Origin of the sequence: Pedobacter aquatilis (assembly GCF_030409415.1) — a bacterium.
Lineage (GTDB): Bacteria > Bacteroidota > Bacteroidia > Sphingobacteriales > Sphingobacteriaceae > Pedobacter > Pedobacter aquatilis.
The window spans coordinates 113522-135375 of record NZ_JAUFPW010000013.1 but is presented as its reverse complement, the minus strand read 5'-3'; the positions used below and the strand labels follow the sequence as shown (position 1 = coordinate 135375).

The 21854-nt window shown below is 35.4% G+C and carries 22 protein-coding genes; 11 read left to right on the top strand and 11 right to left on the bottom strand.

All coding sequences use genetic code 11. The features are described 5' to 3' along the window. Window positions 1-3: 3 nt before the first annotated feature. The 4 genes from QWY86_RS08030 to gltX form a co-directional block, all read right to left on the bottom strand. Window positions 4-3591, bottom strand: a complete 3588-nt coding sequence (locus QWY86_RS08030; protein WP_290240670.1) for a response regulator — start codon at window positions 3589-3591, stop codon at window positions 4-6. Between the two features lie 6 nt (window positions 3592-3597). Beyond that, on the bottom strand, window positions 3598-4734 hold the full coding sequence (locus QWY86_RS08025) for a hybrid sensor histidine kinase/response regulator (protein ID WP_290240667.1): 1137 nt from the start codon (window positions 4732-4734) through the stop codon (window positions 3598-3600). A 141-nt stretch (window positions 4735-4875) separates the two neighbouring features. Then, window positions 4876-5715 carry a KPN_02809 family neutral zinc metallopeptidase gene (gene ypfJ, locus QWY86_RS08020; protein ID WP_290240665.1) on the bottom strand — a complete coding sequence of 280 codons (840 nt, stop codon included), beginning with the start codon at window positions 5713-5715 and terminating at the stop codon, window positions 4876-4878. A 141-nt stretch (window positions 5716-5856) separates the two neighbouring features. Then, window positions 5857-7365, bottom strand: coding sequence for a glutamate--tRNA ligase (gene gltX, locus QWY86_RS08015; protein ID WP_290240663.1), 1509 nt, complete (start codon window positions 7363-7365; stop codon window positions 5857-5859). Between the two features lie 215 nt (window positions 7366-7580). On the opposite strand from gltX, the gene QWY86_RS08010 reads away from it, so the two are divergent. The 3 genes from QWY86_RS08010 to QWY86_RS08000 are packed head-to-tail and all read left to right on the top strand — an operon-like array spanning window position 7581 to window position 9688. Beyond that, the gene (locus QWY86_RS08010) at window positions 7581-8786 is read left to right on the top strand and encodes a sensor histidine kinase (protein WP_290240660.1); all 1206 of its coding nucleotides are present in this window, start codon (window positions 7581-7583) and stop codon (window positions 8784-8786) included. Continuing rightward, window positions 8767-9276, top strand: a complete 510-nt coding sequence (locus QWY86_RS08005) for a DinB family protein (protein ID WP_290240658.1) — start codon at window positions 8767-8769, stop codon at window positions 9274-9276. The genes QWY86_RS08010 and QWY86_RS08005 overlap by 20 nt, the downstream gene beginning before the upstream one ends. Continuing rightward, window positions 9266-9688 (top strand): hotdog fold thioesterase, encoded by a 423-nt coding sequence (locus QWY86_RS08000; RefSeq protein WP_290240656.1) that lies wholly within the window; start codon window positions 9266-9268, stop codon window positions 9686-9688. The genes QWY86_RS08005 and QWY86_RS08000 overlap by 11 nt, the downstream gene beginning before the upstream one ends. 44 nt (window positions 9689-9732) lie before the next feature. Here the strand turns inward: QWY86_RS08000 and QWY86_RS07995 are convergent, their stop codons facing one another. Together QWY86_RS07995 and QWY86_RS07990 are read right to left on the bottom strand one after the other, a co-directional pair. After that, window positions 9733-10566: an alpha/beta hydrolase family protein gene (locus tag QWY86_RS07995; RefSeq protein ID WP_290240653.1), complete on the bottom strand. Its 834-nt coding sequence runs from the start codon at window positions 10564-10566 to the stop codon at window positions 9733-9735. Between the two features lie 65 nt (window positions 10567-10631). After that, a complete protein-coding gene (locus QWY86_RS07990; RefSeq protein ID WP_290240651.1) occupies window positions 10632-10988 on the bottom strand; it encodes a DUF6249 domain-containing protein in 357 nt (118 codons plus the stop codon). A gap of 132 nt (window positions 10989-11120) precedes the next feature. Here QWY86_RS07990 and QWY86_RS07985 point away from each other — a divergent pair, with 132 nt between their 5' ends. From QWY86_RS07985 to QWY86_RS07970, 4 genes are all read left to right on the top strand, one after another. Further along, window positions 11121-11687, top strand: coding sequence for a Crp/Fnr family transcriptional regulator (locus QWY86_RS07985; RefSeq protein WP_290240649.1), 567 nt, complete (start codon window positions 11121-11123; stop codon window positions 11685-11687). 68 nt (window positions 11688-11755) lie between these two features. Next, entirely contained in the window at window positions 11756-12076 is a 321-nt protein-coding gene (locus QWY86_RS07980; RefSeq protein WP_290240647.1) for a DMT family transporter, read from the top strand. A 439-nt stretch (window positions 12077-12515) separates the two neighbouring features. Then, complete coding sequence (locus QWY86_RS07975; protein ID WP_290240646.1) at window positions 12516-13097, top strand: RNA polymerase sigma factor; 582 nt, start codon at window positions 12516-12518, stop codon at window positions 13095-13097. A 5-nt stretch (window positions 13098-13102) separates the two neighbouring features. Further along, entirely contained in the window at window positions 13103-13579 is a 477-nt protein-coding gene (locus QWY86_RS07970; RefSeq protein ID WP_290240644.1) for an anti-sigma factor family protein, read from the top strand. A gap of 71 nt (window positions 13580-13650) precedes the next feature. Here QWY86_RS07970 and QWY86_RS07965 read toward each other — a convergent pair whose 3' ends face one another. The 4 genes from QWY86_RS07965 to QWY86_RS07950 all read right to left on the bottom strand — a co-directional run bounded on the left by QWY86_RS07965 (window position 13651) and on the right by QWY86_RS07950 (window position 16988). Beyond that, complete coding sequence (locus QWY86_RS07965) at window positions 13651-13842, bottom strand: cold-shock protein (RefSeq protein WP_025141747.1); 192 nt, start codon at window positions 13840-13842, stop codon at window positions 13651-13653. A gap of 105 nt (window positions 13843-13947) precedes the next feature. After that, complete coding sequence (locus tag QWY86_RS07960; RefSeq protein ID WP_290240635.1) at window positions 13948-14877, bottom strand: hypothetical protein; 930 nt, start codon at window positions 14875-14877, stop codon at window positions 13948-13950. Between the two features lie 42 nt (window positions 14878-14919). Further along, on the bottom strand, window positions 14920-15777 hold the full coding sequence (locus QWY86_RS07955; protein WP_290240632.1) for a phosphodiester glycosidase family protein: 858 nt from the start codon (window positions 15775-15777) through the stop codon (window positions 14920-14922). Window positions 15778-15848: 71 nt separating this feature from the next. Beyond that, window positions 15849-16988: an aspartyl protease family protein gene (locus QWY86_RS07950; RefSeq protein ID WP_290240629.1), complete on the bottom strand. Its 1140-nt coding sequence runs from the start codon at window positions 16986-16988 to the stop codon at window positions 15849-15851. 157 nt (window positions 16989-17145) lie between these two features. Between QWY86_RS07950 and QWY86_RS07945 the strand changes: the two genes are divergently transcribed. From QWY86_RS07945 to QWY86_RS07930, 4 genes are all read left to right on the top strand, one after another. Further along, window positions 17146-18474, top strand: coding sequence for a D-alanyl-D-alanine carboxypeptidase (locus QWY86_RS07945; RefSeq protein WP_290240628.1), 1329 nt, complete (start codon window positions 17146-17148; stop codon window positions 18472-18474). 58 nt (window positions 18475-18532) lie between these two features. Further along, window positions 18533-19549: a glycosyl hydrolase family 18 protein gene (locus QWY86_RS07940; RefSeq protein ID WP_290240626.1), complete on the top strand. Its 1017-nt coding sequence runs from the start codon at window positions 18533-18535 to the stop codon at window positions 19547-19549. Between the two features lie 3 nt (window positions 19550-19552). Next, window positions 19553-20593: an aminotransferase class I/II-fold pyridoxal phosphate-dependent enzyme gene (locus tag QWY86_RS07935; RefSeq protein WP_290240624.1), complete on the top strand. Its 1041-nt coding sequence runs from the start codon at window positions 19553-19555 to the stop codon at window positions 20591-20593. Between the two features lie 80 nt (window positions 20594-20673). Further along, window positions 20674-21174 carry a phosphoglycerate mutase family protein gene (locus QWY86_RS07930; RefSeq protein WP_290240622.1) on the top strand — a complete coding sequence of 167 codons (501 nt, stop codon included), beginning with the start codon at window positions 20674-20676 and terminating at the stop codon, window positions 21172-21174. Here the strand turns inward: QWY86_RS07930 and QWY86_RS07925 are convergent. After that, window positions 21169-21846 (bottom strand): M15 family metallopeptidase, encoded by a 678-nt coding sequence (locus QWY86_RS07925; RefSeq protein WP_290240621.1) that lies wholly within the window; start codon window positions 21844-21846, stop codon window positions 21169-21171. The genes QWY86_RS07930 and QWY86_RS07925 overlap by 6 nt on opposite strands. Window positions 21847-21854 lie beyond the last annotated feature (8 nt).

Here is a 21854-nt window from a genome sequence, read left to right as displayed (position 1 = left end):
GTATTAAGATTTATGATGATTTTCGTATAACCAAACTCGCAACAAGCTTACCAGCTGATCCATATCGACTGGTTTACTGATATAATCTGATGCGCCTGCAGCAATGCATTTTTCTCTATCGCCCATCATTGCTTTTGCTGTAACGGCTAAGATAGGTAAATTATGATATTTATGATTTTGCCTTATTGCTGTAGTGGTTTCGTATCCATCCAATTGCGGCATCATCATATCCATTAAAACAACATCAACAGTTGGGTTTTCATCCAGCAATTTGAGTGCTTCTTTTCCATCTGTTGCAGCAATTACGTGCATATTGTGTTGCTCTAACATTTTCGTTAACGAAAAAATATTTCGAACATCATCATCAGCCACTAAAACCGTTTTACCTTTTAAAACATCTTGCAATTCTGTAAATCTGCCTGGTTTTTTAACTTTGTCTTTGCTTTTTTCTTCAACCAAGTGCAAAAATAAACCAGCTTCATCTAATATTCGCTGATATGAATGAGCCGTTTTTACAACAATTGAATCTGCATATTGCTTAATTCTGTTTTCTTCTCCTTTAGATAAATTTTTACCTGTGAAAATAATAATTGGTAAGTTTTCTAATCCAGGTGTTTTTTTAACGAGCTCTAAAGTTTCGTAAGCATTTTTATCGGGAATGCCCATATCAAGTATTACGCAGTTAACATCAGGCTTATGTAATGCAGAAACCCCTTCGCTAACCTGATTTACGATTTCCGTTTGGATGTTAAAATTACTTAAGAAATAGCTCAAAGCTTTTGCATGCTGCTCATTTTCTTCTACAATTAAAACCTTTTTAGGGTGGCGACTTAAAGCATGTTCCAGTTTTTGGAATATCTCTTGCATGTGTTCAAATGCAAAAGGCTTGTTTATAAAATCGACGGCACCTTTAAGTAAACTTTCTTTTTTAACCTGAAGCGAAGACATAATGTGAACCGGAATCGGACGCGTTTCAGGGTCTGATTTAAGTTCTTCCATAACCTGCCACCCATCTTTTATCGGCAGCTGAATATCTAATAAAATTGCAATAGGTTTAAAGGCTTTAGCCATTTCAATACCAACATCTCCGCGTACCGCAACTAAACCTTTATAATTTCTTTTTCTGGTGAAATCTAATAACGTTTTGGCGAACGGTGTATCATCCTCAATAATTAAAATTATTTTATCATCTGGTTGGATGTTATGCCTATCATCATCTACCTCTTGCGGAATGTTCGAAACCGTAAGATTTTTAATCTTGGGAGTTTGAACTTCTGGGTTGATAATTATGGGTTTTACTGTCACTTTTTCCTCAATTTCCAAGCCTTTGTTTTTGTCGATTGGCAAAGTTAGGGTAAATATACTTCCTTCGCCTTCGGCGCTTTTTAATTCAATGTGTCCGCCAAGTAACTTAGCCAGTTCTCTACTAATTGATAAACCTAAACCCGTTCCGCCAAATTTACGTCTGGTAGAGCCGTCAGCTTGCTGAAAAGCTTCAAATACAATTGCTTGCTTATCTAGCGAAATGCCTACACCTGTATCTGTAACTTTGAATGCTAAGGCATTCAATTTTTCATTTTTGCTAATGTTTAACCTAACCGAACCTTGCGCCGTAAATTTTATTGCATTTGATAGTAAATTCTTCAAAATTTGTTCCAACCTCATTTTATCAGTATGGAAAAATTCGGGTACAGTATCTGTTTTATCGATAATAAGTGTTAGGCTTTTTTCTTTAGCTAATGGATTGAAAAGAGATGTTAGGTTTTTAATTATGCTATCTATGCTAACATTGCTTCTATCAAGCTCCATTTTACCAGCTTCAATTTTCGATAAATCGAGAATCTCATCAATCAGGCTTAATAAACCTTGTCCAGAGCTTTGGATAACCTCAGCATATTCCTGATGTTCTTTATCCATAGCCTCATTTTCAGCCATTAATCGGGATAGTAATAAGATTGAGTTTAATGGAGTACGCAGCTCATGCGACATGTTTGCAAGAAACTCAGATTTATATCTCGTACTTAACTCCAATGCTTCTGCCTTTTGTTGAATTTCTACATTTCGCTCTTCAATGAGCTCATTTTTCTCTTCAAGCAAGCTGCTTCTTTCTTCCAGTTCCTGGTTGCTCTGCAGTAATTCTTCTTGTTGAACACGCAATTCTTCTTCTGATGCCTGAAGTTTTTGGGCTTGCGCTTCCAATTCGGCATTCATTCCTTCAAGCTCTTCGTGTTGAACTTGCAATTCTTCAGATTGTGTCTGCGTTTCTTCTAAAAGCTGCTGTAATTTCATCCGGTTTTGAGCTGCAAGTAATGCTGAGCCAACATCAGATAATACTAAATTTAGGAAGTGTCTTTGTATTTCGCCAATTGCAGAAATAGAACCTAATTCTAAACCACCAATTGTAATTCCATTTCTTATTATTGGTAATATTAATAACTGAGCCGGTGTAATTTTCCCTGATGAGAAAATGATAGTTAATTCATTATCCGGAATCTCGTTTAATACAATTGGTTTGCCCGATTTTACAGCTTGTCCAACAAGGCCTTGTCCAACCTCAAGCGTTGCTGGCAACTGGTCCTTCCTTAAAGCATACTGACCTTTTAAGTGAAGATAACCATCATCCTTAAATAAATAAATTGCACCAATTTGGCTATTTGTGTAAACGGCCAAAAACTCTATAATATCATCAGCTAAATTGAAAATATCTTTTTCGCCAACCATTTTTACATTTAGGTTAGCTACACCTGTTTGTAACCATTCGTTTTCGGCAAGTGTATCGAAAGATTTCTTCAAAGAGAAAGACATTGTATTTAGCGATTCTGCCAGCTCACCAATATCGTCTTTAGTCTGCCCTTCCATTTTAACGCCATAGTTACCATCCGAAATTTGGTGCGCAATTTCTTTAATGGCAACAATGCGCTTTTCCATTTCATATTTCTTGCTTTCTATTTCTTGCTGAAGTTTAACACGTTCATCAAAATCAACAGAAACTTTTCTGTAGAAAAATAGGGTAATTAAAATAGCAAGTAATGCGGCAATAATTATGAGAATAGGCGTGTAAGATGTGAGTTTATTTAGTTCTGCTGTTCTAAAATCAAGCAGACGTTTTTCTTCTTTAACCATTTTTGAAACAGTGGCTCGGGCACTGTCCATGTAAACCTTACCCTGAAACAAAACCGTTGGATCAATGGCCCCACCAACAGTTTTAATTTCTACTGTAGACTTAATAATGCCCATGCGCTTACGTAGAATTTCCCGGAGTTCGGCAACATTTTTTTGCTGTGTAGCATTATCCTTAGTTGCGGCTTCAATGCGGCTTAAAATTAATGCTGCGGTATCACTTGCGCCATAGTAAGGCTGTAAGAATACTTTGTTTCCTGTTAATAAAAACCCTCTTTGCCCGGTTTCGGCATCTTTAAGAGAAGAAATAATTCTTTCTGCATCGAGAATTACTTCATCGCTGTGCTTAACAAGTTCGGTGCTTTTAATAAGGTTGCTAATACTAAGATAAGAAGCAAGAGAACTTATGAAAAGAATAATTAACGAAAGTCCAAGACCTAAACGTAAATTATTTTTAAGAGTTGTTTTCATTTAATATTATTCGGGATTATCTGTTGTGTTATCAGGCTGGTTAATTGGGATGATAAAGTAAAACTCCGAGCCTTCATCTTTGGCGCTTTTTACGCCAATACTACCGCCATGGCGTTTAATTATTTCTGAACAAATGTAAAGACCAATACCTAAACCATTAAAACGGTTACTATTTTCCTCTACTCGATAAAATTTATCGAAGATTTTGCTTTGTTGTTCTTTCGGAATTCCGATGCCAAAATCTTTAACCGCCAGATAAAGCTTTTCATCAAGAATATTTATGCTTACATTAATTTGGTTGGTTCCTGGAGAATATTTAATTGCATTTGTTATGAAGTTTATAACAACTTGTTCAATCCTCATTTCATCGGCAAAAACCATTTCCTGCGTTTGCCCAATCTTGTGTATTTTAAAATCAGGGTTAGATTGCTGCAACATCTCAATTGCATTATTTAACATATTATCAGCGCAAAACGACTGCATGTTAAACTTTAACTTACCACTTTCTATCTTTGAGATATCCAGCAAATCAACAATCAATTCATTAAGTTTTTCCAGTTGGATGCTTGCCTTTTCCAAATGGTTTTGAGCCATTGTTTTATCATCACGATTTAAGCTTCGCTGAAGTAGTTGAATATAGCCTTTAACGCTTGTTAATGGTGTTTTTAACTCGTGGCTCGCAATGCTGATAAATTCATCTTTTTTATGTTCTGCCTGCTTACGAAATTCAATTTCTTCAAGTAATTTTTCCTGAATTTCAGAAAGCTTTCTGTTCTGTTCGTAAATGCGGTAAAAGGTTTTTATTTTAAGGAGTAGAACATTAATATCAACCGGTTTGGTTATGTAATCTAAGCCGCCACTTAAGTAGCCTTTAGTAATAAATTTAAGTTCGGTATTAACAGCAGAAAGAAAGATAATTGCGGTATCTTTTGCTTTACTAAAGCCCGAAATGGCTTCAGCAACTTCAAAGCCATCCATATCAGGCATTTGAACATCAAGAATAATCAAAACATAATTATTCTTTAAAACTTTTTTTAGTGCTTCTTCTCCCGAAGATGCCGTTTCAACCTCGAAATTGTGAGCTTGAAGCACTTTTTGTAACGAAATGAGGTTTTCAGGCCTGTCATCAACAATAAGGATCATCTTTTAAAAATTCTTTAAGCAAGCCTGAGTAATTTGTTTGGTTTGTGCATGATATTGCTTTAACTGTAAACAAACAATCCTACTGATAAAAAGTTTTAAAATAATTTTTATTTGAGGATGTTTAGGGATGATTGAGGCAGCTTATAATTCTCGGCTGTTAAAGGTATCTCCTTGACTTATATCTCCGGTTTCAAAACCTTTTTTAAACCAAAACATACGCTGTTGCGAAGTTCCGTGGGTAAATGAATCTGGAGTAACCTCGCCAGTGGCTTGTTTTTGAAGTTTATCATCGCCGATTGCATTAGCTGCGGTTAAGGCTTCTTCAATATCACCAGGATCCAACCTAAAATCTTTAAGGTTTTGCGCCTGATGCGCCCACAGTCCCGCAAAAAAATCTGCTTGTAATTCTAACTTAACCGATAGCTTATTGTATTCGGTATCACTTAATCGTCCGCGAGCCTGTTGTAATCTATCCGATATACCCAGGATGTTTTGAACATGATGCCCAACTTCGTGTGCGATAACATAAGCCTGAGCAAAATCGCCAGCTGCACCAAAACGGTTTTTCAGCTCATCATAAAATGATAAATCGATGTAAACTTTATGATCTCCAGGACAGTAAAATGGACCGACTGCAGAGCTTGCGCCACCACAGGCAGTTTGAACTTGCCCTTCAAATAACATCAACTTTGGCTTTTCGTAGGTTTTACCCATGTTTTGAAATTCCTTATCCCAAACCTGTTCAGTTGATTCTAAAACACCTGATATAAACTGAGCTTGCGCATCATTTGCAGGAACACCCTGTTTCGCTTGAGTATTTTCAGTTTGTGGCAACTGGCCAACTAAACCGGTTAAATCTTTACCGAATATTAAACCTAAAACTACGATGATGATACCAACACCACCTCCTAAAACCGTTCTGCCGCCACCTCCGCCTCTGCCGTCTTCAACGTTATTACTTCCTTTACCAAACCACTGCATGTGTTATATATTTTATGATTAAACTTAATTTTAAAACGAATACTAAAGTAGATATTTTGTATTGAATTATTCCTTTCGGGAATCTTAAAAATAAAAAGCCCAGATTTTTTATTTCTGGGCTTTCAAATATTTCTAATTTTATTAGTTATTAAACTCATTAATGGCTTTTGAAATTCTAGCTTTGGTTTCTTCAACTCCAAGTAATATTGCAATATCAAAAACACCCGGGCCAAATTTACCGCCAACCAGCATAATTCTGAATGGCAACATTAATTCGCCTGGTTTAAATCCTTTTTCTTCCGCTAAAGATTTAAAATCAGCTTCTGCTGAAACTGCATCATTTAGTTTTAAACTTTCGGCAAAACTATTGAAAAAAGCAGCCTTTTCTGGTGTCCATTTTGGTTTAACAGATGCAACATCATATTCTGCAGGGCTTGCAAAAAAGTAGCGACTTTGAGTAACAAAATCAGGTAACAACGTGCACCTATCTTTTATTAAATCTATTACAGTACTCAAAAAGGCATCATCTTTAACATCAATGCCTGCTTTTTGTAATTCTGTTTTTACAGGCAGCAGTAAGCTATCTACCGGTAACTGCTTAATCCATTCGTGATTGTACCATTTTGCCTTTTCAAAATCGAATTTTGCGCCAGCTTTACTTATTCTTTCTACATCAAATTTTTGCTCAAGTTCTGCAAGAGAGAAAAGTTCTTGATCTGTACCATCATTCCAGCCTAAAAGTGCAAGCATGTTTACGAAAGCTTCTGGTAAAAAACCAAGTTCTTTAAAACCTTTAGTAATATCACCAGTTTTTGGATCTGTCCAGTTCATTGCATAAACCGGGAAACCAAGTCTGTCTCCATCGCGTTTACTTAATTTTCCGTGTCCATCTGGTTTTAAAATTAGCGGTAAATGTGCCCATTGTGGCATATCATTTTCCCATCCTAAATATTTCCAAAGCAAGATATGAACTGGTGCAGAAGGCAACCATTCTTCTCCACGAAAAGCGTGACTGATTTCCATAGCTTTATCATCAACCACAACAGCTAAATGATAAGTTGGCATTCCATCGGCTTTAAGCAAAACCTTATCATCAACAATTGATGTGTCAAAACTTACATCGCCACGAATTAAATCCTGAAAATGAACGTTTTCATTTTCAGGAACTTTAATACGGATGACATGAGGTGTCTTTGCAGCCAATAATTCTTCAACTTCGCTTATTGTAAGTGTCAAGGAATTACGCATCTGCATTCTTGTAGCCTGCCCGTACTGAAAATTAGCTATTTCCTTACGTTTTGCATCCAAATCTTCTGGAGTATCAAATGCATAATAAGCGTAACCATCGCTAATTAATTGCTCTGCAAATTTGCGGTAACTAGGTTTGCGTTCGCTTTGGCGGTAGGGGCCGTAATTGCCGGGTTTACTTGGGCTTTCATCCGGCGTAATGCCACACCAATCTAAACAGTTTGCAATATATTCTTCTGCACCTTCAACAAAACGGGTTTGGTCGGTATCTTCTACACGTAAAACAAAAGTTCCATTGTGTTTTTTGGCAAATAAATAATTAAACAGGGCCGTACGAACGCCACCTAAATGCAAGCCTCCGGTTGGGCTTGGTGCAAATCTTACTCTAACTTTTTTTTCCATGATTAAGCAAATAGCAGGGTGTTTATAGCAAACGATAGGAGGCAAATCCATGCGCTAAGCTTTAAGCACTCTGCTTGGCACAAAGATAGGTTTTTCATTGGTTTTATATGTGATAACGCTATTTTGCTTTGTTTATTAATGCCTGATGGTTTTAGAAAAAGCATAATGGTTTTGTGTTTTTTTCGTTTTGTTATTGTAATTTGCCTACCCAAAGCATGAATCCATACGAAAAGAAACGCCGCTGGAAATTTTTCCTTCTCATATTTGCTATTTTAATCGGCATTGCCTCAGTGTTTTACACCGATTCTTTCGTTAAAAAAATGGAACGTGAAGAAGCAAACCAATTTCAATTATGGGTTAAGGTACAAGAGCGCTCAATGCTTTTAATGGATAATGATTTACTAGTTGGAATGGTTGAAACCATTAGGCAAAACACTAAAACTCCGGTAATATTAACAAATAATGAGGGATTAATTATTTCAACATCTGGCTTAGATAGTACTAAATCCATCTGGCCTGATAATGGAAAACTTATTTACGATAGTTTGTATTTTGTTAACCAGCTTACTAAGATGAAAATGCAGCACAAGCCTGCAACAATGAATGTTTTTGGTCTTGAATATAAGGCCTACTATAAAGATTCTTTTGTTTTAACCCAACTTCGCTATTTCCCTTACATACAAATGGCGGTAATTTTTCTCTTCCTTTTAACCGCTTATGCTGCCTTTAGCTCGGCAAGGAGAGATGAACAAGATCATGTTTGGGTAGGTTTGGCAAAAGAAACTGCGCACCAACTCGGCACACCGATATCATCATTAATGGCCTGGGTAGAGCTTATGAAATCGAAATTCGATGCAGAAGACGATCCATTAATTGCTGAAATGGAGAACGACATCAAGCGTTTGGAAATTATTACCGATCGGTTTTCTAAAATAGGCTCGAAGCCAATACTTGAAGATCATGTTGTGTATGTTGTCATCAATAATTTTATTGATTATTTTAAGGTGAGAACTTCAGATAAGGTTAAATTTACCATAACCGGAGATGAACAGGTAAGAGCAATGTTAAATATCCCTTTATTCGACTGGGTGATTGAAAATCTCTTGAAAAATGCGGCAAATGCAATAGAAAATGAAGGATCTATTTCAGTTAACATTATCGAAAATTTAGCGAAGGAACAAGTTTTTATTGATGTAACCGATTCTGGTAAAGGAATTCCCCGCTCTAAATTTGATGCAGTTTTTCAGCCAGGTTATACCACCAGAAAAAGAGGCTGGGGTTTGGGTTTATCTTTAACAAAACGTATTGTGGAGAATTACCATAGCGGAGAAATTTTTGTAAAAGATTCAGAGCTTGGTAAAGGAACAACATTCAGAATTATATTAAAAAGCAGTTTAAGATATGAACCGACCACAGCCTAATGAATACCCAGCTTGGGGCGAAACTTATATCAGTAAGGTTGATAAGGATATTTTCGAAACACTCGAAGAACAGATTTTTAGCATTCCTGTCTTATTCCAATCCAATAAGGAAAAGGAAAACTTCGCTTATGCCGAAGGAAAATGGACTTTAAAAGAAATGCTTGGTCATATAATCGATACTGAACGCATATTAACTTATAGAATTACCTGTTTCGCAAGAAATGAAAAACAGCATTTGCCGGGCTTTGAAGAAGATGATTATGTTTTAAATGCCCGTTTTAACGAACGTAATTATGAAGATATGATTGAGGAATTTGCAGCACTTCGAAAAGCAAATCTTTACCTTTTTCGCAGTTTAAATGATGAAGAATTAATTCGTGTTGGCGTTGCATCTTCAAGAGAAATAAATGTAAAATCTATTCTGTTTATAGTTGCTGGCCATATAAATCATCATGTAAGTATTTTAAAAGAACGTTATCATGTGGTTTAAAAATTTTACTGTCGAAGATTTAAACGGGCGACCAAAAAACCACATTGGTGGGTTATTGGATATCAAATTTACAGAAATAGGTGCAGATTTTATTGTTGGAACAATGCCTGTAGATGAGCGCACGCATCAACCAGCGGGTATATTACATGGAGGTGCTTCTGTAGTTTTAGCCGAAACACTTGGTAGCATTGCATCTTACATGTGTATCGATCCTGATAAATACGTAGCTGTAGGGTTAGAGATAAATGCAAACCATTTACGTCCGGTTAAAAGTGGTTTAGTTAAAGGAATTTGTACTGTTATTCATCGCGGTGCAAAAACCCACATTTGGGATATAAAAATTTACGATGAACGAGGCAAAATGAATTGTATAAGTCGGCTAACCGTTGCGGTGATTAATAAGCCCCAATAAAGGCCAATCTTTAAAAAAGATGGTTGTCTATTATATCATTATATTTATTTTTTAGCCACCTTAGTTTTTATCCAGTTAATTACCATTTCAAAAGGTTTTGAATGTCCTGCTGGTGCTGTGTTGTGGCCCAAATCATTAAACAAATGATATTCATAAGCTTTACCTTCATCTTTGAGGTGCTCGATGTTTTCAATTGATAATTGCGTTGGAATCTGAATATCTTTTCCGCCAAAAATCCATAATCCTTGAATTGAAAGCTTTGATAGTGCGATACGAGGATCAGTATCTATAAATTGGTATCTATCTGGGGCATTCAATATATAACTGCGTATTTCGCTTTCACTATGTGTTTCCCAAAAATTTGTGTTTCCTTGTGTAAAAAATTGAAACCTAAGTTGTTCTCGGGCAGTAACAACCGGCCCACTAAACAATACCATAAAATTTATCTGATGATTTTTTTCAGCTGCAAGCGGAATTACCCAACCAGCCTGACTAAATCCGATCAGCCCGATTGGTAAATGTTTGGTGGGCAAATTTGCTAATAAAGTTTCTGTAGCGGAACTGGCATCAACTGCTAATAGATTCAGATTAGCAGAATCAATGTTATTAGTTCCAACTTCTGGCCCAGCGTAAACCCCGCCAGATTCACCAACACCACGTTTATCATAAGTAAAAGCTATAATTCCTTTGCTTGCTAATTTTGTAGCAAATTCAATTAACCTTTTTTCCTGACCGGAACCATGAACAATGATTACTGCTGCATAAGGTTTTTTTGGGGTAAAAATTGTGCCTGCTAATGAAACGCCTTCACTTTTAAACTTGATATTTCTAATTTTGAAATTTGATTCCTGCGCAACTATTGCCAATGTCGAAGACATTAGCAATAGTATAAGAAAATATACCCGATACATGAGGTAAACGTTAAGGGTGTTTATAACGTAGCTTACTTATCAATTGCTTTTTTCTCGATAAGGAATGATGTAATTAAGCCTAATCCACCGAAAACGCCTAAGCATCCAAAGTAAATGGCAACCGATTGGCCTTCTTCCTGGTGTGTCATGTCTGGTCCGAAAACGCTACGAACCGTAAATAGGGCAACCAATAAACCTATGCCTAAACCTACCAGTAGTAAGCCAAATTTTAGGCTTAAATATGGTCGTGGCGCCGATTTGCCGATACCTGGATTGATACCGCGTTCGATCATTGCCATTTTTTCTTTGTTAGATAAATAACGAATTCCAAACACCATTGCAAAGGTGCCTAAGAAAATTGAGATGGGTACTAATATTCCGCCTTCCATGATTATAATTTTTTAGTGTAAATATTTCTTTAATTATTTTGAACCGTGTTCTGTGTATTATGACAACACACTTTTAAATCAGGTTACAGCAAGGCGGCAAAAAAATTATAGCTTTATAAAAAATTATTAAAATTGATTAATCAATTAGAGAAACTAGCCGTTTTTAGCTTGCTAAGTAAACAAGCTTTGGCAAAAATTTCTGCCCATGCTTCTGCTGTTGCTTATCCAAAGGGAACGCTTTTAATTCATGCCGATAAAATTGAACCTTACTTCTATATCTTGGAGCAAGGCATTGCCCGGGCTTATTCCAACGGCGAAAATCAGCAAATTACGTTTTGGTTTGGAGAAAGCGGAAGCATTCTTTTCTCGTTTAATAGCTACATAAACAATAAACCCGGTTACGAAAACATAGAGCTTCTGGAAGATTCCATTTTACTGAAAATTAATATAAACGATTTGTTTGGGCTTTATAATAACGATTTGGAAATTGCAAACTGGGGACGAAAAATTGTTGAACAAGAATTAATTGCTACCGAAAGAAGGCTAATCGACAGAGCATTTAAAGGAGCGGCCGAACGTTACCAAGATTTTATAAATCAATCGCCCGAACTTATAAAGCGAGTAGCCCTAAAGCATATTGCCTCATTTTTAGGCGTAACGCAAGTTACACTCAGCCGAATAAGGGCTTCCATAAAATAAATCCTTTTTTTAACATTTGTAAAATTTAAGCCCAAAAATGTGCCTTAACTTTGCCGAAACACATTGTTATGAATTGGATTATATTAATTATTGCTGGACTTTTTGAAGTTGGATTTACCACTTGCCTAAAATTATCGAACAACTTTAGCAACGTAAAATGGAGCATAGGGTTTTTTATCTGCATTGCACTCAGCTTTTTACTTTTAAATAAAGCGTCGCAAACCTTACCAATGGGTACAGCTTACGCCGTTTGGACAGGTATTGGCGCTGTTGGTACGGTAATTATCGGGATTATTTATTTCAACGAAGCGGCAACATTTTGGCGCATATTTTTTATCTGTACCTTAATAGGCTCTATTGCAGGCTTAAAGTTTTTTGCAACGCATTAAAATTTATTTCTTCTTGAAGCGCAAGTTCAAGAGCTACTATTTTTCTGTCTTCCCGTTTTACACTTTACGCTTCGCTCGTCATACTTCCTCGCTGCAGGGTATCGTTTCAAAAGGGGCTAAATGGCAAAAACAATCTTTCATTTTTGAGGTTGCATGGTGTATACAAGGAATCCTTCTAAGCTTTTATTCAAAATTTTTTAATGCTTTAATATCCGTTGGTTGAAACCAACGGCAATGATCATAGGCAAAGTTCCACAATACATTGGCTTTAATGAACAAGCCATTCATTGCAGACTGCTTTAGCCGCAAAGCGGGATTGAGGCTGCCATAACGTATAAACATTCGTTTCTAAAATATTAACTTGGAAGTTTCTGCGAAAAATTAACAAACTCGAAATTATCTGTAACCTCTATCTTGGTATTGTAGTCTTACCAAAAGCATGAAGCAAGAGCTTACAGATTTAGAGTTGATAAACGACGTTTTGACTGGAAATACCGGGCAATATGCCTTGTTGGTTAAACGTCATCAACGGTTTGTATTTACGCTTGCTTTGCGCTTTGCAAAAAACCGCGAAGATGCTGAAGAAATTGCACAAGATTGCTTTGTTAAAGCCTATAAAGCATTGGGAAGTTTTAAGCAGACGGCTAAATTTAGTACCTGGCTGTACACCATAACTTATACAACAGCCATGACTTTTTTGCGAAAAAAACGGTTGGATACATCATCGATAAATGATGAGGAAACATTTTTGCAGCTTGAAAATCATACTTCGGGTTTAAATGCAAATGTTTATGAAAGGCAAAACAGTCATAATTTTTTAAATGATGCGATTAAACTTTTGTTGCCCGATGACGCTGCAATAATTACCATGTTTTACAAAGGCGAACAAAGTTTGGAAGAAATTGCTGAAGTATTAAACATGGAAGCGAATACGATTAAAGTAAAATTGCACCGGGCAAGACAAAGGCTTAAAGAAAAATTACAATTTTTGTTAAAAGATGAAGTAAAGGAGTTATTATGAACTTGATGGAACAACAACTTTGGGATTATATTGATGGCAACCTCAACGATGCCGAAAGAAATGAAATTGAGCATTTATTGGCAACCGATGTTGAAATTAAGCAGCAGTATGAAGAATTATTGCTTGTTAACGAAACTTTGAGCGGTATTGAAATTGATGCGCCGTCAATGTCGTTTACCCGAAACGTTATGGAAAACGTAGCACTTGAACCAGCTCCCGTTGTGCTAAAAACTAAGGTAGATACCCGAATTATTTTCGGTATTGCAATGTTTTTTTTGATGTCTATATTAGGAATTTTTGGTTATGTAATTTCTACTACCAACTTTACAATGCCGAATTTTAACTTAAACCTTTCGTTAAATTTTAGCATAGAAAATTATATAACACCAACCGCCTTATATGTTTTTATCGGCATAGATTTAATACTGGCGTTAATATTTGTAGATTACTTTTTACGAAAAAAACTTGTTCAAAAAGTATGATGGTATCAAAAAGCTAGAAATGAAAAAGCCCCGATTTTTATCGGGGCTTTTTTTGTAAATATGATAGTTAATTAAATTACTTTCACATTAACGGCGTTTAAGCCCTTTTTACCGTTTGCAACTTCGTATTGAACTTTGTCGTTTTCACGGATTTCGTCGATAAGACCTGTTGAATGAACAAAGATTTCGCTATCGCCGTTTGCAGGTACGATAAAGCCAAAGCCTTTAGTTACATTGAAGAATTTTACTGTGCCTTCTTGCATTGTATTAAATATTAAAATTAAGAACGCAAGGTAGGTTTTAATTTTTAAAATCAAAATATTTTTTTAACATTTTTTTAACGTTAAAAATTTGTAACCGAATGATTATTAAGGCTTTTTAATTGCCTTGCCTATTATGCCGATTGTAATTTCGCTGTTATGAGAGATGCCTAATGTGCTACCCGGAACTACATAAAAAAGATTGCGAATATAGATATCGGCAATGCCTTGAACGACTTCTTTTTTTTGTTCTTCTTGCCCTTCTAAAATTCCATGAACGGTTTTTACGTGAATGCCTCCATTTGCATCTACAATTGCACTAAATTGGTAGGTAAAATCTCTGTAAGCCCTATCTATTTCAATCCGGTATTTCGGGAACATGTAATTATATGAAGCTGTTCTGCCGCTTAATTTATCTGCACCTTCTTCTGTTTGGCTAGCTTTTACTATTTTACTTTTTGGTATAAACTGAACGGGAGCTGTGGCCGCAAAAGCACTATCGCTGTTTAGGTTAGTTTTAGCAGATAATTTCTTGATAAATGCCGTATCAGCTTTGGTTGTTTTCTGCAATTCTTCAACTGGTTTTTTTAACTTTTTAGCGATGTAATCTTGTGCATAAAAAGTCATGTTTACATCCGAACGAAAATCGTTAGCAACAATTTTATTATTTACCTGAACACGCTGAAAAACCAAACTATCTTTAGTAATTGCTTTTACCTTAAACCATTCTTCGGCAAAATTATATAAGTTACCGTGATCATATTGTAGGTAAAACTTTTGCATAATTTGCTTTTGCGGGCTCCAAGCCATCATGGTATCTTCTGCAGCAACCTCAATAATCCATGATGGTTTTTGCATAAAACCTTGCTCATTAAAAGATAAACCGTTGCTAAAGCGTCTTTTCGTTTCAACATATCTAATACCTTTCACAGGCTCGAAAGTAAAATCTCTAAGCTTAGGATTGGTTCTTTTATTGCCCGATTGGCATGCTAAAAACAGAGTTGATGAAAGTATAACTAGCCAAAAGTATTTTATCATATTTATTATAACGTATGAAGCTGATTTTTGGGCCAAAATAATTTATTTTTTCTTAACAAGAATTACGTTGGCAACTTTCCTCTGGCCATCATGATCCCATTTTTTGTTATCACTCGGATAATTAATTACGCCATTTTTCTGGGTCCATAAGGTAGTTGAACCACCCCCATCAAAATTTATTGCCGTTTTACAACCTAACCATTTCATAACCTTTGTAAGTTCAAAGAGGCTTAGTCCGGCAGCGTTTTCATGCCTTCCATCAACAGTTAATAAAATTATTTTACCATTTGGCTTTATACCAATGCAAGTTCTTGGATGACGCAAACGGTTAAAAGCGGCAGAATCAAGTAATTCATCTATTCCATCAAAAGTTAACAGCGGTCCATTCAGCATAACATTGTTTTCTGTCAATTTGGTTTCCCAGTCTGTTGTTCCATCCCATTTATTAATTGAGATTTTGCCATTATTTATTACAACAGCTGCTTGTTGGTGTCTGGCTCTTGCGTTATCCTTTTCTAATCTGTTTGTGTTAATTGTTTTTCCATTAAGCTTAACAAAATCTACCGAGCCACCATTTTTTACATCGAAGAAATTTCCATTGATGGCAGCAATTGCAGTATCTCTTAAAGCAAAATCACTTGTATTTATAAGTGTTTTTGCTTCTGCGCCAATAGCAAATACAGTTTTTTTGCCACTATTTTTTACCTCAACAAAAGAGATGTTTTGATTTGCAGAAAATAAATTACCAGTATTAAAATGGTGCGTAAATAGCTTTACCTGTTTTGTCAACCTCGTTTTTTGCCACTTTGTTTTAACAATAGTTAGCGAATCGGTATTTTGAGCATTAACAAGCAAGCCGGATGCACAAAGTAAAATTAGCGAAGTTAACTTTTTAAACATTGGAGAAAATCTGAGCAGCTAATTTAAAGGCAATAAAATTAGCTTTTGGGTTGTAACCTGAAAATTACCAATCAAATACGACGCTCTAGATGGATCACTTTAAAAATTACTTTTTCATCGCGATAAATTTCAAGGATCACACTTCTATTTGATCCAGATTTAAAAAGATTGGCTAGGTCGTTTAAGGTATAGGTATCCATTGTTCTAAAATTTACCCCAATAATTTCATCGTTCGGGCATATGCCTGATTTCTCGGCCGGAGAATTTTCATCTACCTCGCCAATAATATACCTAGTATAATTTTTTTGATCAAGATAAACAACCATTCCAACCATATCATGTTCAAATGGGGTATTATAAAAGCTATTTGGTTTTACGTACATAAAACCATCACGATAGTTTAGTTGGATGTTAAATTTCCTTAAAAGTTCTGCACCAAGGTTTCCGTTTCGGCTTTTCAAATCAATTTTCTCAGAAATTACTTGATAATCCGGGAAACCTGATATCACATCTTTAAAATCATAATTGCCTATCGAGAATTGTTTTATTCGACCCAAATAACCTCTAATTTGGCCACTTAAACTCATGCCTAAATTAGCTTTAATTTTTACAAAGGGCTGAGGAAACATATTGCCGTTAAGCATTTCCATAGATAAAGCATGACTTGCGCCTGTATCAATCAAAAATTTGGCTTGCACAATGCCACTATCCGGAACTTCTACCTCAGCATATACGTAAGCTTTCATGTTCTCGATAGAAATTGGAATTTTGCTGCCTTTATATTTTATTTTAGCATCGGGATTGCTGATGAAAATTCTATTATTGGTGTACCTGATATCGACCACAAAACTGTTAAAAAAGCTATAACCAATCAGGCCATAAATTTTAGTTCCTAAATGGCCAGAAAGATTAAATAAGTCTTCTCTCAAGATAGCCGTTGGAATATGATCCATCTTTGCCCTGCTAATTCTAGCGCTAACATTTTGTGATACAAAAGCCTCTACGGTTTCAAGCCCCAAACCAGAAACCTTAATTTTTCTCATCAGGGCAAAATCTAACGAATCGATAATCGAAGGATCTGTAATTATCATGGGACCAACGCCTGTATCCAACACAAAATCATAAGGTCCTTTGCCGTTTACATAAACCGGAATTACAATAAGATTTTTAATAAGTTTAAAAGAGAATGACAGTTTTTTCTGTTTATCCATAAAATGAAAATCCTGTGCATGGCTTTTGTTTGTAGGTAGCAAAAAAAGCATACAAATAACTAAGGCGCAGAACCTTAAAATTAAAGCTGATTTACATTTGGTTAACATTATATTAAATTTAACGAATAAGTTTGTATAATTTATAATAACTTTAAATATGATTTCCACCAAATTATTGAATATTATTTTATGCCTTTCAATACTGTTAACAAGCTTATTATTTGGCTGTTCTACCGATAAAACGATAGCCCGCAAGGTTTCCAAAGAATTTAAAAACAATGATGTAATTCAGCAGTATCAGGTTGGCTTTGCGCTTTATAATTTGGGTGAGAAAAGGATGATTTTCGAAAAAGATGCCGACAAGTATTTTACACCCGCTTCTAACACAAAACTCTATACTTTTTTTGCAAGTTTAAAAATGCTTCCAGAGGTGATGCCTGCCTTACGATACATCGAAAAAAATGATTCATTAATTTTTTGGGGTACAGGAGACCCTTCGTTTTTGCAGTTCAATGTTAAAGATAAATCGGCTTACAATTTTTTGCAAGCATCAACTAAAAAATTATTTTTTGCCCCAGGCAGATATTCAGGTACTTTTTTTGGCGATGGTTGGGCATGGGATGATTACGATTTTTATTATCAGCCAGAAATTACGGAATTACCAATTATGGATAATATGGTAACTTCCAGCTATGTTAATGCTAACAAAATAAATATTGTACCGAAGGTTTTTACACACTGTTTTACAGTCGATTCAACTAAAACAACAGGGAATTTTCAAGTCACAAGAGATTTTCTTACTAACAATTTCCATTATCCAGCGGTTGCGGTTAGGCCGAATTATAATCAGCAAAATCCCTACAAAACAAGTCCGCAAACAACGGTTGAAGTTTTATCAGATACCCTACATAAAACTATTGGCTTAATTAAGATGAAAATGCCGGCTGATGCAAAAACTCTAGCAGGTGCTAAACGAGATTCAGTTTTAAAACACATGATGTTACCAAGCGATAACTTTATTGCAGAGCATTTGTTATTGGTTATTTCTAATCAAATTGGAGATACATTAAGTACTGTAAAGGCAATTCAACATGTAACCAAAAATCATTTGTCTTTCTTGCCCGATAAGGTAAAATGGATTGATGGTTCGGGATTATCTCGACAGAATTTGTTTACACCAAGAGATAATGTTTATTTATTGGATTCCATTTATCATTTGGTTAATAATCCTGAAAAGCTATTTGATATGATGCCTGCCGGCGGAAAAAGCGGAACGCTAAAAAATGCCTATCCAAAAACTGATAAACCTTTCGTTTTCGGTAAAACCGGCTCTTTAGGGGGAGTTCATAACCAAAGTGGATACGTGATTACCAAAAAAGGTAAAACATACATTTATTCTTTCATGAACAATAATTTCATTAAGCCTACGGCTGAGGTTAGGACTGAAATGGTAAGAATTATAACTTATATCCACGAAAATTTTTAACCAATTACTAATGATTTAATCGCATTGCGTATGTAACGGAAACCTAAAAACCGAACCTATGAAAAAAATATTACTGTGGCATGTGCTGATTTTGATACTCGGAATTAGTGCCTGCAAAAAAGGAGAATCGGTTCCACCAGATCCGACCTTACAGCCTGTATCTTACACGCCCGATAATTCTTTTAAAATTGTTTCCTATTTTCCAAGCTACCGCGACCCGGAAACAATTAATGCATCGAAATATAAAATGATTACACATTTATTTTATGCTTTTCTAAACCCTAACCCTGATGGTTCTTTAGCTACTTTGGAACAACCCTCACGTTTTAATTCGGTTATGCAAAGAGCAAAATCAAATGGATTAAAATTTGGGATTTCCGTTTCTGGTACCAGAAGTATTTTTGTAACGATGGCTTCTACACAAGCATCGCGAAGCTTATTTGTAAAAAACGTAACTAATTTTGCAAAAACTAATAATTTGGATGGCGTAGATATGGATTGGGAATACCCTAGTATAGCAGATGGCTCTGCAGATAATTTCGTTTTACTAATTAAGGAATTATCGGATTCGCTGCACAAATACAATAAATTTTTAAGCGCTGCTATTACACCTGGCGTTTATGCGGGCAGTATTAGAGATGGCTTGAAAACTGAGGTTTTTCCACTGATTGATTTTTTTAACATTATGGTTTACGACGGAATCGGTTGGGATAAAACCGAACCATACCAACATGCTTCTTACAACATGGCGGTTGCAAGTTTAAATTATTGGTTAACCACCAGAGGAATGCCAAAGGAGAAAGCTATTTTGGGTATCCCGGCTTATGGAAAAAATGCAGCAAATTCTGCACTTGCTTATCGCGATATTGTTGCGGCAAACGCTAATGTAAATATCGATTCTGCTCTTATTGGCAACACAAAATATTATTACAACGGTGTAACAACTACCAAGAAAAAAGCTAAACTTGCTAAAGATATTGCCAATGGAATAATGTTTTGGGAGTTTTACCATGATGATAGTGGCGCAAAATCTATTATAAAAGCAGCAAATGACACTTTAAGCAGAAGCTATTAATAAATGAAATTAGATTTCAAGGAGATTGATCAACCCTTCGCCAGCACAATAAATTTTTCTGGGAAAGAATATTTGTATTTTGGAGGAACGGCTTATTTAGGCATTCCTCAAAATGATGATTTTATTAAATTATATATAGATGGAATAAAGAAATTCGGATTAAACAACGGTACGAGTCGGAGTAACAATATTCAACTCGGAATTTATAATGAAGCAGAAAATGAAGCCGCCAAAAGATGTAACGCAGAAGCTGCATTAGTCACATCAAGCGGTTATTTGGCAGCCCAGTTAGCTGTGAAAGAACTCTCAAATTTTGGTTCGGTAATTTATGCGCCTTCAACACATCCGGCACTTTGGTTAGTTCAGCAAACAAATATTTCCCAAAACTTTACAAGTTGGAGCAATGATGTTATAAAAACAGTAAATTCTGATAAAGAAAAAAACTGGGTTTTAATCAGCAACTCGATGAATAACCTTCATCCGGAAATTTACGATTTCAATTTTTTGGAGCAGATCGATAACCATAAAAATATAATTCTAATTGTTGATGATTCTCATGGAATTGGCATAAATAATAATGGCTATGGTGCTTATGTAAAACTTCCAAAACGCAGTAATATAGAAAGTGTAGTGGTTGCATCAATGGCGAAAGCATTAGGTGTTGATGCTGGTGTAATTCTCGGTTCAAAAAAAATAATCGAACAGTTAAAATCTACCAATACATTTATTGGTGCATCTCCACCATCAGCTGCTGGTTTATTTGCGTTTGCAAATGGTGAAGAAATTTATAAAAATGAATTAAAAAAGCTTAATGAAAACATTACGCTTTTTGAAGAATCGGTTGATTCAAACTGCTCTTTCGAGCCAAATTTTCCGGCTTTTTTATTTAATGATTCAGCATTAGCAGATAAACTTTTGAAAAAGCAGATTCTAATATCCTCTTTTCCTTATCCGGGAACAAATAATACATCAATTAACAGGGTAATTATTTCTAGCTGGCATACTGAAGAACAAATACAGAAATTGATTACAGTTTTAGCTTAAATTACTACATAGCCTGTTCTAGAATATTATTTTCCTCAATCCGATATTTTTTTGAATATTTATAACCAAAATCAAAAGCAATGAAAAAGTTTTTTTGCCTCTTATCGTTATCAATTTTATTTCTGATAAATGTACATGCGCAAACTACAGAAGTTTGGGTAGTTAGACATGCAGAAAAGGAGAAATCGAATCCACAGGAAAAAAACCCTGATTTATCTGACGAAGGTAGAACAAGAGCTGGAGATTTAGCAAAATTTTTAAAAAAGATAAATTTCGACGCGGCTTATACCACACCTTACAAAAGAACGCGACAAACTTTAGATTCTTTAGTAATACCAAAAGTTATCGAGTATAATGATATCAAAGCACTGGTTGACAGTGTTAAAGCAAATTACCTGGGCAAAAAAGTTATTATTGCAGGCCATTCAAATACTGTTCTCGAGATTATCGAAGCCTTCGGTGGAAAGCGCCCAAGAGAAGAGCTAACCGATGATGATTATGATTTTATTTTCCGGTTAAATGTTAAAGGCGATAAAGCCAAAGTTAAAATGGACCAATTTGGCGTTCCTCATCATTTATAGCTTTTCAAAAGGAATATCCATAATATCAAAGCTGTCCCAACCTTGAAAATCGTAATGCCACCATTCGTTATCTAGAACATTCAGCTTGTTTTTTTTCATTACTGTAATCAAATATTGTCGGTTTTTTCTAACAATATCGGTTACAGGTTCATAATTTGCGGCTGCAGCTTTCGAAAAACTATCGTAAGGCGTTGCCATTTCTACTTCTTTACCAGTTTTTAAATTGATAACCGTTAAATCTACCGCACAACCTCTATTGTGTTTAGAGCCTTTTGCCGGATTCGCAACGAAATTTTTATCACTTGCTTTTTTGTAAAACTCAACCGTAATTTTATACGGGCGATAACCATCGAATATTTTCAACCCTAAGCCCTTTTTATTTAGCTCTTTTTGCACTTTTTTTAAAGATTCTACAACAGGTTTTCTGGCAAAAGCCCTAGCTTGTTTATACATTATCTGCTGCATAAAATTATTTTTTGTAGCATATCGTATATCTAATTTTATACTCGGAATGGCTTTTTTTATTTCTACCAATTCATTGTTTGGATTAGTTTTGATAGAAGCCAGATATTGATTGTAAGAATTAACTACAACTAATTTTTGTGATGCTTCCGGTTTCGTTTGAGCAAATGCAGAAAGGCAAACAAGCAAAAATAGGAAAGTTATTTTCATAAGTTTTT

Excerpts from the sequence above, each read along its gene's own strand:
- QWY86_RS07980 (WP_290240647.1), top strand. The coding sequence starts at position 11,756 with ATGAATTGGATTATATTAATTATTGCTGGACTTTTTGAAGTTGGATTT.
- QWY86_RS07975 (WP_290240646.1), top strand. The coding sequence starts at position 12,516 with ATGAAGCAAGAGCTTACAGATTTAGAGTTGATAAACGACGTTTTGACT.
- QWY86_RS07990 (WP_290240651.1), bottom strand. The coding sequence starts at position 10,988 with ATGGAAGGCGGAATATTAGTACCCATCTCAATTTTCTTAGGCACCTTT.
- QWY86_RS07940 (WP_290240626.1), top strand. The coding sequence starts at position 18,533 with ATGAAAAAAATATTACTGTGGCATGTGCTGATTTTGATACTCGGAATT.
- QWY86_RS07950 (WP_290240629.1), bottom strand. The coding sequence starts at position 16,988 with ATGGATAAACAGAAAAAACTGTCATTCTCTTTTAAACTTATTAAAAAT.
- QWY86_RS08025 (WP_290240667.1), bottom strand. The coding sequence starts at position 4,734 with ATGATCCTTATTGTTGATGACAGGCCTGAAAACCTCATTTCGTTACAA.
- QWY86_RS07955 (WP_290240632.1), bottom strand. The coding sequence starts at position 15,777 with ATGTTTAAAAAGTTAACTTCGCTAATTTTACTTTGTGCATCCGGCTTG.
- QWY86_RS08005 (WP_290240658.1), top strand. The coding sequence starts at position 8,767 with ATGAACCGACCACAGCCTAATGAATACCCAGCTTGGGGCGAAACTTAT.
- QWY86_RS07930 (WP_290240622.1), top strand. The coding sequence starts at position 20,674 with ATGAAAAAGTTTTTTTGCCTCTTATCGTTATCAATTTTATTTCTGATA.
- QWY86_RS07935 (WP_290240624.1), top strand. The coding sequence starts at position 19,553 with ATGAAATTAGATTTCAAGGAGATTGATCAACCCTTCGCCAGCACAATA.
- gltX (WP_290240663.1), bottom strand. The coding sequence starts at position 7,365 with ATGGAAAAAAAAGTTAGAGTAAGATTTGCACCAAGCCCAACCGGAGGC.
- QWY86_RS07970 (WP_290240644.1), top strand. The coding sequence starts at position 13,103 with ATGGAACAACAACTTTGGGATTATATTGATGGCAACCTCAACGATGCC.
- QWY86_RS07925 (WP_290240621.1), bottom strand. The coding sequence starts at position 21,846 with ATGAAAATAACTTTCCTATTTTTGCTTGTTTGCCTTTCTGCATTTGCT.
- ypfJ (WP_290240665.1), bottom strand. The coding sequence starts at position 5,715 with ATGCAGTGGTTTGGTAAAGGAAGTAATAACGTTGAAGACGGCAGAGGC.
- QWY86_RS07945 (WP_290240628.1), top strand. The coding sequence starts at position 17,146 with ATGATTTCCACCAAATTATTGAATATTATTTTATGCCTTTCAATACTG.
- QWY86_RS08030 (WP_290240670.1), bottom strand. The coding sequence starts at position 3,591 with ATGAAAACAACTCTTAAAAATAATTTACGTTTAGGTCTTGGACTTTCG.
- QWY86_RS07995 (WP_290240653.1), bottom strand. The coding sequence starts at position 10,566 with ATGTCTTCGACATTGGCAATAGTTGCGCAGGAATCAAATTTCAAAATT.
- QWY86_RS08000 (WP_290240656.1), top strand. The coding sequence starts at position 9,266 with ATGTGGTTTAAAAATTTTACTGTCGAAGATTTAAACGGGCGACCAAAA.
- QWY86_RS07960 (WP_290240635.1), bottom strand. The coding sequence starts at position 14,877 with ATGATAAAATACTTTTGGCTAGTTATACTTTCATCAACTCTGTTTTTA.
- QWY86_RS08010 (WP_290240660.1), top strand. The coding sequence starts at position 7,581 with ATGAATCCATACGAAAAGAAACGCCGCTGGAAATTTTTCCTTCTCATA.
- QWY86_RS07965 (WP_025141747.1), bottom strand. The coding sequence starts at position 13,842 with ATGCAAGAAGGCACAGTAAAATTCTTCAATGTAACTAAAGGCTTTGGC.